Genomic DNA, 13023 nt, shown 5'->3' with positions numbered 1-13023 from the left:
AGTCGCAGTATCTCGATACCGAGAGATCCCGCCCATCTTGGAGTGATCGCGACATGACTCGCACCCCTGTCAACGTGACGGTGACCGGCGCCGCAGGCCAGATCGGCTACGCGCTGCTGTTCCGCATTGCCTCCGGCCAGCTCCTCGGCGCGGACGTGCCGGTCAAGCTGCGCCTGCTGGAGATCCCGCAGGCCGTCAAGGCCGCCGAGGGCACCGCGATGGAGCTGGACGACTGCGCGTTCCCGCTCCTGGCCGGGATCGACATCTTCGACAACCCGACCGACGGCTTCGCGGGCGCCAACGTGGCCCTGCTCGTCGGCGCGCGCCCCCGCACCAAGGGCATGGAGCGCGGCGACCTCCTCGCGGCCAACGGCGGCATCTTCGGCCCGCAGGGCAAGGCGATCAACGACGGCGCGGCCGACGACATCCGCGTCCTGGTCGTCGGCAACCCGGCGAACACCAACGCCCTCATCGCCTCCGCCTCGGCCCCGGACGTGCCGAAGGAGCGGTTCACCGCGATGACCCGCCTCGACCACAACCGGGCGATCTCCCAGCTGGCGGCCAAGACCGGCGTCGCGGTCAGCGAGATCAAGAAGCTGACGATCTGGGGCAACCACTCCGCCACCCAGTACCCGGACATCTTCCACGCCGAGGTCGCGGGCAAGAACGCCGCCGAACTCGTGAACGACGAGAAGTGGCTGGCCGACGACTTCATCCCGACCGTCGCCAAGCGCGGCGCGGCGATCATCGAGGCCCGTGGCGCGTCCTCGGCGGCCTCCGCCGCCAACGCCGCCATCGACCACGTCTTCGACTGGGTCAACGGCACCCCCGAGGGCGACTGGACGTCGGCCGCGATCCCGTCGGACGGCTCCTACGGCGTCGCCGAGGGCATCATCTCCTCCTTCCCGGTCACCTCGGTGAACGGCGAGTGGAAGATCGTCCAGGGCCTGGACGTCAACGAGTTCTCCCGCGCCCGCATCGACGCCTCGGTCGCCGAACTCGTCGAGGAGCGCGACGCGGTCAAGGAGCTCGGCCTCATCTGAGCCCGCGCGTCACCCGAGAAGCCCTGGAGCGTCCGCGCTCCGGGGCTTTTTGCCGTTCAGTGGGGTTTGTTGCGGTGATTTGTAGTTGTTTGTCGCTTTGGCTCTGGGGCAGGGGAGGCACGTAGGCACGACAGATGGCACGACAGATGGCACGACAGATGAGGACACGCGAGACGAGGAGAGACCGATGGCAGGCGGAAAGCTGGACGGCACGAAGGTGCTCGCGATCGTCACCAACTACGGGGTCGAGCAGGACGAGCTGACCGTGCCGGTGGAGCGGCTGCGCGAGGACGGCGCGGAAGTGGAGATCGCGGCCCCGTCCCGGGAGCCGATCCGGACCCTTGTGGGCGACGAGAAGCCCGGCGAGGTCGTGGACCCCACCGAGACCCTCGCCGAGGTCGACGCGGCCGGGTACGACCTCCTCCTGATCCCCGGAGGCGCACTCAACGCCGACCACCTGAGGACCGACGACGACGCGCTGCAGATCATCAAGGACTTCACGTCATCCGGCCGGCCCGTCGCCGCCATCTGCCACGCCCCCTGGACCCTCGCGGAGGCCGACGTCGTCCGCGGCAAGAAGCTCACGTCGTACGCGTCGCTCCAGACCGACCTCCGCAACGCGGGCGCCACCTGGCAGGACGCCGAGGAGGTCACCGACACCACCGGCTACACCCTGATCACCTCCCGCACCCCGGACGACCTCGACGCCTTCCTCGAAGCCGTCGAACGCGAGCTGACCCCGGCCTAGCGCGCTCGGGCGTCCGCGGAGATGGACTCCAAGGTGCGGCCCTTGGTCTCGGCGACCCGGCGGTGGACGAAGGCGAACGAGAGCGCGGCGAAGGCCGCGTACAGGAGGTACGTCGTCGGGAGGCTCCACGCGCTGAGCGAGGGGAACGTCAGGGTGACGAGCCAGTTCGCCAGCCACTGGACGGCGGTCGCGACGCCCATCGCGGCGGCCCGGATGCGCAGCGGGAACATCTCGCCGAGCAGCACCCACACGATCGCGCCCCAGGACAGCGCGAAGAAGAGCACGAAGACGCTTGCCCCGACGAGGGCGGTGAGGCCCCAGCCGAAGGGGAGGACGCCGTCCGAGGCGTGGGCGAAGGAGAAGGCGGTCACCGCGAGCGCGACGGCCATGCCCGCCGATCCCGTCAGCAGCAGGGGCCGTCGGCCGAGGCGGTCGACCAGGGAGATGGCGACGAACGTGCCGATGAGGTTGATGACCGACGTGAAGAGGCTGAGCAGCAGGGAACTGCTCTCCTCGACGCCGACGGACTGCCAGAGCGTCGAGGAGTAGTAGAAGATCACGTTGATCCCGCAGAGCTGCTGGAACGCGCTCAGCCCGATGCCCGTCCAGACGACGGGGAGCAGGAGCCGCGGTCCGCGCAGGTCTGAAAGGCGCGGTCTGCTCTCACTGCCGAGCGCGTCCCTGATCTCGGCGACGTGGGCGGCGGTGTCCCCGCCCTCGATCTTCGCCAGGACCCGGCGGGCCTCGTCGTCGCGCCCGGCCCGCACGAGATAGCGGGGGGATTCGGGGATGACGGCGCTGAGCAGCAGGTAGACGCCCGCGGGAAGCAGGTTGACCGCGAACATCCACTGCCAGGTCTGGAGCGGGCCGAGCCGTCCTGCGGAGCCGCCGCCGAGCTCGGCGAGCAGGTAGTTGATGAGCTGGGACACCACGATCCCGAGCACGATCGCGAGCTGCTGGAAGGAGGCCAGGCGGCCCCGGTAGGCCGCGGGCGACACTTCGGCGATGTAGGTGGGCGCGATGACCGACGCCATGCCGATGGCGACGCCGCCGGCCATCCGCCAGAGCGCGAGGTCCCACACGGTGAGCGGCAGCGCCGACCCGACCGCGGTGACCGCGAACAGGACGCCCGCGACCCGCTGGGCGCCGAGCCTGCCGATCCGGTCGGCGATCTGGCCGCCGATCGCGGCGCCGACGGCGGCTCCGGGCAGGTCGGCGGCGACGACGAAGCCGGTGACGCCAGGGTTCGAGGGGAACCTGTTCTGGATGCCGTCGATGGCGCCGTTGATGACCGCGCTGTCGTAGCCGAAGAGGAAGCCGCCCATGGCGGCGGCGGCAGCGTACGCGGTGACGCGGCGCAGTCGGAGGTCGGGCATCGGTCGGCTCCTTGTCAGGCGATGGAGGCGCCGCCGTCGACGTTGAGGGAGATGCCGGTGACGTAGGACGACAGGGGGGAGCAGAGCCAGAGGGCGGCCTGGGCCTGTTCCTCGGGGGTGGCGAGGCGGCCCATGGGGATGCGGGAGATGAGCGCGCGGGTGCCTTCGGGGTCTTCGGCCATCTGGCGTTCGACGGCGGCGGTGAGGGTGCGGCCGGGGCTGAGCGCGTTGACGCGGATGCCGTCGCGCGCGTAGTGGAGGGCGGCAGCGTCGGTGAGGCCGAGTACGCCGGACTTGGCGGCGACCCACGGGGAGAGGCCGCCCAGCACGTTGAGCCTTGGCGAGGCCGCCGTGTTGACGATCGCGCCCCCGCCGCCCTGCTTGCGCATCTGCTCGGCCTCGTGCGCGAGCGCGAACCTGACCCCTTCGAGCCCGACGCCCATGACCTTCGCCCACTCCGCGGGCCCGCCCGCGCCGCCGGGTTGGGCCGGCGACCCGAGCCCCGCGTTGTTCACCGCCCAGTCGAGCCGCCCGTAGTGGTCGACGACGGACGCGACCAGCAGCTTCAGATCCTCGTCGACCGAGGCGTCCGCGGCCACGAACACCGCGGTCCCGCCCGCCTCCTGGATGAGCGACACCGTCCGGCGCCCCTCGACGTCGTCGACGTCCCCGACGACCACGCGCCCCCCTTCGGCCGCGAACGCCAGCGCCATCGCCCGCCCGATCCCCCGCGCCGCCCCCGTGATGAGCCCGGCCCGCCCGTCGAGCACCCCCCGATTCCCCCGCACCCGTCCCCCTTCCGCTCTCCGAACTCGTCACCGGGGCCCGGGCCGGGAAAACGCGCACCCCGCCCAATCCCCGGCAAACGATCAAGCGGCGCGGACCTCGGGGTCAGGTCCGGTGGTGGCGGCCTTTGGGCTGGAGGTCCTCGTAGACGATGGTGCCGAGGGCGGCGAGGACGCCCAGAGCGGTGGTGGTGAGCGCGGTGGTGCCGGCGAGCGCCCAAGGGGTGGCGGTGAGGGAGTCGAAGAGGGCGGTCAGCATTGGGGGGCCTCGATGCGGGCCTGGGCGGTGAGGGCTTCGGCGAACGCCTCGAAGGTGTCCTCGATGAGCGTCATGGCGAGGCCCGCGCCGAGTTCCTCGGCGGTGAGGTGGAGGCGGTTCCTGCGGGTCGCCATGAAGAGCCTGCCTCCGGCGGTGGGCCGGATCAGCCATTCGGGGTGGCTTTCGCGGAGAGCCGTGAGATCGGGTGCCATGCCTGGTCCTTTGCGCTTTGCGGGCGATTGCGGTGACGAGGCTGACACAGCGGGGTTACTGTCGGCTACGAACCAAGGGACTACCAGATTTTGGCGGAGAGCTACCTCAGGACTACCCCGTGAACTACCTTGCGGGGACGAAACGGGCGGGCATCCCGGCGCGTCGACGCAAGGTCGAGTATGGAGATGGTTAAGAGGGCGGCCGTTTCATCAAGAAAAGTCCGATTAAGAAGTCGGGCTTATCGGGAGATGGTGATTTCTTGGGTGACACCCTGGTGACACCCAGCCGACACCCGCGCGGCACCCCCGGGAAGCCCGGAAACCCGCGCACGAACCGGAGGGAGGGCGTGTGACGACCGAAAAAAATCTTGAAGTTCTGTCGCCCCAACGCCTGTTCGTCAAGGAGATGCGCAGCCGAAGGGAGGGCGCGGGGCTCTCCCGCAACAGGCTCGCTGAGGCGCTCGGCTGTTCGCCGCAGTGGCTCGCCAAGGTCGAGACGTACGCGAAAATTCCGTCCGGCGGCCTGGCCGACGACCTCGACGCCTACTTCACCACCGGCGGCACCTTCCGCCGGGCCTGGGACGAACTGGACGACGAACGCAAGCGCGGCCTGATCCCCAGCGGCTTCCGCCCGCTCATCGAGATAGAGAAGACGGCGACGGGAATCCTCGCCTTCGAACCCATGCTCATGACCGGTCTGATGCAGACCGAGGACTTCGCGCGCCTTCTTCACGTGCACGGGCAACATCCCGACCAGGCCGAGGAACTCGTCGCGATACGCATGGAACGTCAGCGCATCTTCGACAAGCCCGACGCTCCTTGGTTCTTCCTCCTCATGCGTGAAGCGGTGCTTCGTGAGTTTCCCGCCGACCTCCGCAAGGAGCAGTGCCTGCATCTGCTGAAGATGCTGCGGCACCCGAAGATCTCGATCCAGATCATCCCCGCCGACGAAATCGCCTTCATCGGGTCGGGTTTCATGCTGCTGTCCTTCGCGGAGAAGGAAGACGTGGCCTACGTCGAGGCGGCGGGAGGTCTTGGCGGGATCATCCAAGAGGCCGAGACGGTGAAGAGGCTTGGAGTAACCTTCAACCTGCTCAGAGGCTCGGCCCTGTCCGTGCGCGAATCTGAGCGCATGATCCGAGCGTTCGCGGAGGACGAGTGAAGTACAGCGAGATTCCGGACCCGCGCTGGCGCAAGAGCAGCCACAGCACCGGCTCCGGAGACAACTGCGTCGAACTCGCCGCCCTCGCCGGGGCGGTGGGCGTCCGCGATTCCAAGAACCCGCAGGGCGAACCGCTGGTCCTGGGCCGGCCCGTCTTCGCGCGCCTGGCCCGAGGGCTGCGCGTCCGCTGAGGCGGCGTCAGCGGGCTGCGAGGGTGCGGGTCAGGGAGAGGAGGGCCTCGTCGGTCGAAGGTTGGGAGATGAGGGTGAGGCCCAGGGGGAGGTCGTCAAAGGTGGCGAGGGGGAGGGTGACGGCGGGGGCGGCGGCCAAGGGGGCCAGGGAGGTGTAGGGGAGGAGTTTGGCGCGGGGGAAGTCCTCGGTGAGGAGGGGCGGGGTGAAGGGGGCGGTGGGGATGGCCAGGACGCTGCCGCGCAGGCGGGTGCGGAGGGTGGCGGCGGCGTGGTCGGTCTTCTCGCGGGCCTCGGTGAGGTCGTGGCCGGTGAGTCTGGAGGCGTGGGTGAAGCGGGCGGCGATGGACGGGTCGAAGGCGGGGGTGGTGGAGGCGATCCAGGGGCCCAGGAGGCGCCATGCCTCGCCGCCTTGGACGGTGGCGAAGGCGGCCACGGCGTCGTGCCATTGGGACGGGCGCTTGAACATCGGGGTGCGGTCGGCCTTGAGGAGGCCGCGCAGCCTCGCCAGGGCAGGCTCGTAGGCCTCGCGGACGGGGGCGGGGACCTCCGCCCACAGGTCGTCGGGCAGGAGCAGCCACTCCAGCTCGCAGGTCGCCTGCGCGGGCGGGTCGAGGAGGGCGAGGGCGGCCCGCTCAAGGGTCGCCGCGTCCCTCGCCAGCAAGGACGGGACGTCGAAGGTGGGCGCCAGAGGCAGCACACCCGTGGCGGGCATGCGCGCGTGCGAAGGCCGCAGCGCGTACAGGCCGGTGAAGGCGGCGGGGACGCGGATGGAGCCTGCCGTGTCCGTTCCCAGCCCGATGTCGGCGACCCCGGACGCGACGGCCGAGGCGCATCCGCTGGAGGAGCCGCCCGTGTACCGGCCGGGAGCCAACGGGTTGCGAGGCGAGCCGTAGTGGATGTTCGCTCCGGCGAGGCTGTAAGCCAGCTCGTCCATGTGGGCTTTGCCCACGATCGACGCCCCGGCGCGGCGAAGCCGGGCGACGACCTCGGCGTCCTCCTGCGGGGTCGCGTGCTCGGCGAGCCAGACGGGGTTCCCCGCGCCGGTCGGCCAGCCCGCGACGTCGATGTTGTCCTTGACGGCGACGCGCAGGCCCTCAAGGGGCCCGCCCGAGGGGGGAGGCCCAGTAGGCGGGGCGAGTGGGCCGTCGGCGATCCAGGGGACCAGCGGGTCGATCTCCTCCATTCCCCCTTCTTACCGTCCCGGCCGCGTCCCGTACGCCCAAGGGACGGCAACGAAGCGTGTCCCGGCAGGCCGCGCGGGGGCTTCGCGGATAATCTGCCGCGCGCGTCGAGGGCGGAGCCGAGGAGGGCCAGTGCGGGCTGTGACGTGGTGCGGGGCGCTTGTGGTGTCGGGCGGGATGCTGGTCGCGGCGGCGCCGGCGGTGGCGACGGGGTCCCCGGCACTGGCCCTGCGGGTCGAGACGTGGGGCGACGCGCGGCCGGGCGGGCGGCTCGACTACCTCGTCACGGTCGCCAACCAGGGCGCGGCGGCGACGCGCAAGGTGCGCCTCGCCATCACCGTTCCCCGAGGGGTCGACGTCGTGGGGCTGCCCGCCGGCTGCCGCGAGCACGGGAACCGCAAGGACGGGAACCGCAAGGACGGGAATCTGGTCCGGTGCCGGCTCGGCGTCCTCGCGCCCCATGCCGTCCACAGGGTGACGGTCTCGGGGATCGTCAGGCCGACGGCGAAGGGCGCCCAGACGCTCACCGCGGAGGCGGACGGCGCGAGCGCGCGCACGACCGTCAAGGTGAGGCCGGGCACGGACCTCGCGGTGCGTCTTCGCGTCCCGCGAGGCACCCAGGGTTCTTTCGGGTTCTCGGCGCGCGCGCTCAACAAGGGCAAGAGGCCGGCGCGCAAGGTGAGCGTGACGGTGGCGGTGCGCGGCGCCAGGTTCACCCGCGTTCCGGCGGGCTGCATGTCGGGCGCGCACCGGGTGACCTGCGACGCGGCGGCGCTCGACCCGGGCGCGATGGTGCGCTTCGCGTTCCGGGCGAGAACGGCCCCGGGTCGCGAGGCCGCGGAGGTGTTCGCGACGGTCGGCGCGGAGCGGGCGGGCGAGACGTTCCCGGAGGACAACGGGGCCTTCACCTCCGTCCCGGTCGTCCGGTTCACCCAGGATTAGCGCTTTCTCACGGTTTACCACCAAGATCATGCGCTAGGGTGCTGGCACTCCGAAGTCAACAAGCAGGGGAGCTTTACCGTGCCGCGCGTCGCCGGAAGCATCCTGGTCGCCACCGCCCTCGTCGCCGGGACCGTCCTCACCGGATCCGTCGCCTACGCCGCGCCGGTGGCTCCCGCGGGCACCGTTCCCGGCCTGGACGTCAGCTACTGGCAGGGCCCGAACGTCGACTGGAAGAAGATCGCCGACAACGGCGCCAAGTTCGCCATCATCCGGGCCACCCGCGGCACGTCCTCCGCGGACAACGCCACCCCGTACATCGACCCTTACTTCGCGCGGAACGCCGCCGAGGCCCGCAAGTACGGCGTCATCCAGGGCGCCTACCACTTCGCCGGCCCCGACAAGTCGTCCGGCGCGACCCAGGCGAACTTCCTCGTCGACAACGGCGGCGGCTGGACCCCCGACGGCATGTCGCTGCCCGCCGCCCTCGACATGGAGAGCGACCCGTACTCGACGCTGCCCAAGGTCGAGGGCCTGCGCACCGACTGCTACAACCTGACGGCCCCGCAGATGATCGCGTGGATCAAGGACTTCTCCACCACGTACTTCAAGCGCACGGGCCGCTACCCGATGATCTACTCCAACCAGAACTGGTGGAAGAACTGCACGAGTTCGCCGGCCGAGCCGACCGGCACCGCGGCCTTCGACCTGACGAACCCGCTGTGGGTCGCCAACTACAAGGACCCGGTGAAGAACCCGAACCCCGCGATGCCGGGCGGGTTCACCAAGTACACGTTCTGGCAGTTCTGGAACGGCAACGACAAGCCGCTCTTCCCCGGTGACCAGAACCTCTTCCCGGGCACCCTGGCCCAGCTCAAGGCGTTCGCGAAGAAGGCCGACAAGCCCGTCGCGAACGTCGGCGTGAAGGTCGCCAAGCTCGGCAAGTACCGGGTCGGCAAGAAGGCGTCCTTCCAGGTCCAGGTGACGAACAAGGGCCCGGACGCGAGCGGCACGACCCGCGTCTACGTGAAGTTCCCGACGAAGAAGCTCAAGCTCCGCAGCGTCCCCAAGGCCTGCACGAAGGCCTCCTACGGGCTCAAGTGCGTCTGGAACACGATTCCGGCCAAGGGCGCCAAGAGCTTCAAGGTGTGGGTCACCGTGACCAGGCAGCTCAAGCCGGGCAGCAAGCCGACCGTGACCCTGGGCCTCCAGACCCCCTCGGTCCTCGACCCGGGCAAGCCCAACAACACCTCGAAGATCGCCCTCCCGGTCGTCCGCTGACCTCTTCCGGCCCGGACGCGTTCGCCGCGCCCGGGCCGTTTCGCGTCCGCTTCCTGTGATCTCGCCGACGGGCCGCGTGGGGCAGGGGCTCCCGGGCACGGCTTTCGTGATGTTCGGGGGAAGCGGGGCAGATCGGTCAGGTGGAACGCCGCGCGGGTGGTGGTGCGCCGCCGCTAGGGTGGGACGGCCCCCGTCCACCCCGCCGAAAGGTCTGCTGATCATGGCTGATTCCTTCGTCCACCTGCACGTTCATACCGAGTACTCGATGCTCGACGGTGCGGCGAAGGTCGGGAAGCTCACGGATCGCGCGGCCGAGCTCGGCATGCCGGCGATCGCGATGAGCGACCACGGGAACCTGCACGGGGCCTATGAGTTCCACAAGAAGGCCAAGGGCTCGGGCGTCAAGCCGATCATCGGCATCGAGGGCTATGTGAGCCCGGAGTCCCGGTTCCACAAGCAGCCGGTGTTCTGGGGCGAGCCGCACCAGCGCAAGTCGAACGAGCAGACGGGCCTCGGCGGCGACGTGTCCGCTTCGGGCACCTATCTCCACAAGACGATGTGGGCCTACACCGCGCAGGGCCTGCGCAACCTCTTCCGGATCTCCTCCCTGGCCAACTTCGAGGGCCGGATGAAGAAGTACCCCCGGATGGACGACGAGCTGTTCGACCTCTACCACGAGGGGATCATCGCGACGACGGGCTGCCCGTCGGGGGCCGTCCAGACGCGGCTGCGGCTCGGCCAGTACGACAAGGCCCGCGAGCACGCGGCGAAGTACCAGGACATCTTCGGCAAGGAGAACTACTTCCTTGAGCTGATGGACCACGGCGGCATCCCGATCGAGCGGGGCGTCCGCGACGACCTGCTCAGGCTCGGCAAGGAGCTGGGCATCCCGCCGCTGGTCACGAACGACTCGCACTACGTCACCGAGGACCAGGCGACCGCGCACGACGCGCTGCTGTGCGTCGGCACGAACTCCCTGATCAGCGCGCCCGACAGGTTCCGCTTCTCCGGCGGCGGCTACTACGTGCGCTCGGCCGACGAGATGCGCGGCATCAACCCGACCTCGGACGTCTGGCAGGACGGGTGCAAGAACACCCTTCTGATCGCCGAGCGCGTCGAGTCCTACGACGACGTCTTCGCCTTCCGCGACCTGTACGCCAAGTTCCCGGTGCCCGAGGGCGAGACCGAGATGAGCTGGCTGCGCAAGGAGTCGCACCGGGGGGCTGCCGAGCGGTACGGCGAGCCGGTCCCGGCGCACATCACCGAGCGGATCGAGTACGAGCTCGGCGTCATCGAGAACATGGGCTTCCCCGGCTACTTCCTCGTCGTCGCCGACATCTGCCGGTACGCCCGCGACAACGGCATCTGGGTGGGTCCGGGCCGTGGCTCGGCGACGGGTTCGATGGTCGCCTACGTCACCCGCATCACCGAGCTCGACCCGATCGAGCACTCGCTGCTGTTCGAGCGGTTCCTGAACCCCGAGCGCATCTCCCCTCCCGACGTCGACCTGGACTTCGACGAGCGTCGGCGCGGCGACATGATCCGGTACGTCACCGAGCGGTACGGCGAGGAGAACGTCGCGCTGATCGTGACGTTCATGACGATCAAGTCGAAGCAGGCGGTCAAGGACTCCGCGCGGGTGCTCGGCTACCCCTTCGCGGTCGGCGAGAAGATCACCAAGGCGTTCCCGCCCGCGGTGATGGGCAAGGAGATCCCGCTCACGGGCGTCTTCGACCCCAAGCACGACAGGTACGCAGAGGCGTCCGAGCTGCGCTCCCTCTACGAGGACGACCAGGACGTCAAGCGCGTCATGGACACCGCCCTCGGCCTGGAGGGCCTGACCCGCACCACCGGCGTGCACGCGGCCGGCGTCATCATCTCCTCGCAGCCGCTCGTGGACGTCATGCCGGTCGTCATGCGCCCGGACGACGGAGCCCGCATCACCGGCTTCGACGGGCCGTCCAGCGAGAACATGGGCGCCCTGAAGATGGACTTCCTGGGCCTGCGCAACCTCACCGTGCTCGGTGACGCCGTCGAGAACATCAAGAAGAACCGCGGCGTCGACGTCGACATGCTGTCGCTGTCACTCGACGACAAGAAGACCTACGAGCTGCTCGCCCGCGGTGAGACCCTCGGCGTCTTCCAGCTCGACTCGTCGATGATGCGGGACCTGACGAAGCTGATCGCGCCCGCCCGGTTCGAGGACATCTCGTCGGTCCTGGCGCTGGGCCGACCCGGCCCGATGGGCGCGAACGCGCACGTCAACTACGCGCTGCGCAAGGCCGGGCAGCAGGACATCGTGCCGATCCACCCGGGCCTGAAGGACGCGCTGGAGCCGATCCTCGGGACCACCTACCACCTGGTGGTGTACCAGGAGCAGGTCATGGCGATCGCGCAGCAGCTCGCGGGCTACACGCTCGGCGGCGCCGACATCCTCCGCCGCGCGATGGGCAAGAAGAAGAAGGAGGAGATGGACAAGCAGTGGGCCACCTTCTCCTCCGGCATGGTCGACAACGGCTACACCGAGGAGATGGCGAAGGCCGTCTGGGACGTCCTCGAACCGTTCTCGTCCTACGGCTTCAACAAGTCCCACACCGCCGGATACGGGCTCGTCTCCTACTGGACGGCCTACCTGAAGGCGAACTACCCGGCCGAGTACATGGCGGCGCTGCTGACGTCCGTCGGCACGAACAAGGACCGGATGGCGATCTATCTGGCCGAGTGCCGCCGGATGAAGCTGAAGGTGCTGCCGCCGGACGTCAACGAGTCGCTGCTGCGCTTCGCGGCCGTCGGCGACGACGTCAGGTTCGGGCTCGGCGCGGTCCAGAACGTCGGTGAGAACGCGATCAACGGGATCATCACCGCGCGGACGGAACAGGGCAAGTTCAGCGATTTCAACGACTTCCTGAAGAAGGTCCCGCAGATCGTCTGCAACAAGAGGACGATCGAATCACTGATCAAGGCCGGCGCGTTCGACGACCTGGGCCATCCCCGCTTCGGCCTGATCCAGGTGCACGACACCGCGATCGACTCCGTCATCGACGTCAAGAAGAAGGAGGCGATGGGGCAGGACTCCCTGTTCGGCGCCTTCGAGGACGCCGACGACGGGGCCGCCGACGCCTTCACCGTCATCGTGCCGGACGTCGAGTGGGACAAGAAGACCAAGCTGGCCTTCGAGCGGGAGATGCTCGGCCTGTACGTGTCGGACCACCCGCTGAACGGGGCCGAGCGGATCCTGGAGAAGAACCGGGACTACACGATCGTCCAGATCCTCGACGGACAGGTCGACACGCGGGGCGAGTTCCGGATCGCCGGGATCATCTCGGGCGTCGACAAGAAGGTCACCAAGCAGGGCAACGTCTGGGCGATCCTCAAGATCGAGGACCACGACGCCTCGATCGAGGTCCCGTGCTTCCCGCAGACCTACCAGCTCTACGGGCCCAACCTCGCGCCCGACCTCGTCGTCGCGGTGACGGGCCGGATCAAGACCCGCGACAGCGGCGAGGAGGCGACGGTCTCGTTCACCGCGACCGGCATCGAGTTCCTCGACATCTCCACGGCCCGCGCCGACGGCAAGACCCCGATCGTCATCGGTCTGCGCGAGGAGCGGGTGAACCCCGACCTCATCGACGAGCTGAAGCGCATCCTGAAGGCGCATCCGGGGAGCAACCCGGTGCACCTGCGGCTGGAGATGCTGAACCGCAAGGTCCTGATGATCAACCTGCCGGACTACGAGGTGAGCCTGGAGTACGGGGCCTTCGCGGGCGACCTGAAGGTGCTGCTCGGTCCTACCGCGCTGGTCGAGGTCTGATCCGTCCGGCGGCCCGGCGATGGCCGGGCCGCCGA

General features: G+C 69.4%; 12 protein-coding genes. 7 read left to right on the top strand and 5 right to left on the bottom strand.

The window, feature by feature from the left end; translation table 11 throughout:
* Nucleotides 1–53: 53 nt before the first annotated feature.
* Nucleotides 54–1043 carry a malate dehydrogenase gene (locus ACYVOM_RS26810; RefSeq protein WP_460306280.1) on the top strand — a complete coding sequence of 330 codons (990 nt, stop codon included), beginning with the start codon at nt 54–56 and terminating at the stop codon, nt 1041–1043.
* Nucleotides 1044–1230: 187 nt separating this feature from the next.
* Complete coding sequence (locus tag ACYVOM_RS26805; protein ID WP_460306279.1) at nt 1231–1791, top strand: type 1 glutamine amidotransferase domain-containing protein; 561 nt, start codon at nt 1231–1233, stop codon at nt 1789–1791.
* On the opposite strand, the gene ACYVOM_RS26800 is transcribed toward ACYVOM_RS26805, so the two are convergent.
* The 4 genes from ACYVOM_RS26800 to ACYVOM_RS26785 all read right to left on the bottom strand — a co-directional run bounded on the left by ACYVOM_RS26800 (nt 1788) and on the right by ACYVOM_RS26785 (nt 4423).
* A complete protein-coding gene (locus tag ACYVOM_RS26800) occupies nt 1788–3167 on the bottom strand; it encodes a sugar porter family MFS transporter (protein WP_460306278.1) in 1380 nt (459 codons plus the stop codon). The two genes, ACYVOM_RS26805 and ACYVOM_RS26800, sit on opposite strands and share 4 nt — an antisense overlap.
* 14 nt (nt 3168–3181) lie before the next feature.
* On the bottom strand, nt 3182–3955 hold the full coding sequence (locus tag ACYVOM_RS26795; RefSeq protein WP_460306277.1) for an SDR family oxidoreductase: 774 nt from the start codon (nt 3953–3955) through the stop codon (nt 3182–3184).
* A 103-nt stretch (nt 3956–4058) separates the two neighbouring features.
* Nucleotides 4059–4211: a hypothetical protein gene (locus ACYVOM_RS26790; protein ID WP_460306276.1), complete on the bottom strand. Its 153-nt coding sequence runs from the start codon at nt 4209–4211 to the stop codon at nt 4059–4061.
* Nucleotides 4205–4423, bottom strand: coding sequence for a hypothetical protein (locus tag ACYVOM_RS26785; RefSeq protein ID WP_460306275.1), 219 nt, complete (start codon nt 4421–4423; stop codon nt 4205–4207). Before ACYVOM_RS26785 ends, ACYVOM_RS26790 begins: the two co-directional genes overlap by 7 nt.
* A gap of 349 nt (nt 4424–4772) precedes the next feature.
* On the opposite strand from ACYVOM_RS26785, the gene ACYVOM_RS26780 reads away from it, so the two are divergent.
* Both ACYVOM_RS26780 and ACYVOM_RS26775 read left to right on the top strand, forming a co-directional pair.
* Complete coding sequence (locus ACYVOM_RS26780; protein WP_460306274.1) at nt 4773–5585, top strand: helix-turn-helix domain-containing protein; 813 nt, start codon at nt 4773–4775, stop codon at nt 5583–5585.
* Nucleotides 5582–5776 (top strand): DUF397 domain-containing protein, encoded by a 195-nt coding sequence (locus tag ACYVOM_RS26775; protein ID WP_460306273.1) that lies wholly within the window; start codon nt 5582–5584, stop codon nt 5774–5776. Before ACYVOM_RS26780 ends, ACYVOM_RS26775 begins: the two co-directional genes overlap by 4 nt.
* Nucleotides 5777–5783: 7 nt before the next feature.
* Here the strand turns inward: ACYVOM_RS26775 and ACYVOM_RS26770 are convergent, their stop codons facing one another.
* Nucleotides 5784–6959, bottom strand: a complete 1176-nt coding sequence (locus ACYVOM_RS26770; RefSeq protein ID WP_460306272.1) for an amidase family protein — start codon at nt 6957–6959, stop codon at nt 5784–5786.
* Between the two features lie 130 nt (nt 6960–7089).
* Between ACYVOM_RS26770 and ACYVOM_RS26765 the strand changes: the two genes are divergently transcribed.
* The 3 genes from ACYVOM_RS26765 (at nt 7090) to dnaE (ending at nt 12988) form a co-directional block, all read left to right on the top strand.
* The gene (locus ACYVOM_RS26765) at nt 7090–7899 is read left to right on the top strand and encodes a hypothetical protein (protein ID WP_460306271.1); all 810 of its coding nucleotides are present in this window, start codon (nt 7090–7092) and stop codon (nt 7897–7899) included.
* Between the two features lie 78 nt (nt 7900–7977).
* A complete protein-coding gene (locus ACYVOM_RS26760; RefSeq protein ID WP_460306270.1) occupies nt 7978–9177 on the top strand; it encodes a GH25 family lysozyme in 1200 nt (399 codons plus the stop codon).
* 220 nt (nt 9178–9397) lie between these two features.
* Nucleotides 9398–12988 (top strand): DNA polymerase III subunit alpha, encoded by a 3591-nt coding sequence (gene dnaE, locus ACYVOM_RS26755; RefSeq protein WP_460306269.1) that lies wholly within the window; start codon nt 9398–9400, stop codon nt 12986–12988.
* Nucleotides 12989–13023: the final 35 nt, after the last annotated feature.

This window comes from Actinocorallia aurea (genome assembly GCF_054783995.1).
This window is presented reverse-complemented; position numbering and strand designations above follow the sequence as displayed.

Coding starts and splice junctions, on each gene's coding strand:
- ACYVOM_RS26810 (WP_460306280.1), top strand. CDS start 54: ATGACTCGCACCCCTGTCAACGTGACGGTGACCGGCGCCGCAGGCCAG.
- ACYVOM_RS26805 (WP_460306279.1), top strand. CDS start 1,231: ATGGCAGGCGGAAAGCTGGACGGCACGAAGGTGCTCGCGATCGTCACC.
- ACYVOM_RS26800 (WP_460306278.1), bottom strand. CDS start 3,167: ATGCCCGACCTCCGACTGCGCCGCGTCACCGCGTACGCTGCCGCCGCC.
- ACYVOM_RS26790 (WP_460306276.1), bottom strand. CDS start 4,211: ATGCTGACCGCCCTCTTCGACTCCCTCACCGCCACCCCTTGGGCGCTC.
- ACYVOM_RS26785 (WP_460306275.1), bottom strand. CDS start 4,423: ATGGCACCCGATCTCACGGCTCTCCGCGAAAGCCACCCCGAATGGCTG.
- ACYVOM_RS26770 (WP_460306272.1), bottom strand. CDS start 6,959: ATGGAGGAGATCGACCCGCTGGTCCCCTGGATCGCCGACGGCCCACTC.
- dnaE (WP_460306269.1), top strand. CDS start 9,398: ATGGCTGATTCCTTCGTCCACCTGCACGTTCATACCGAGTACTCGATG.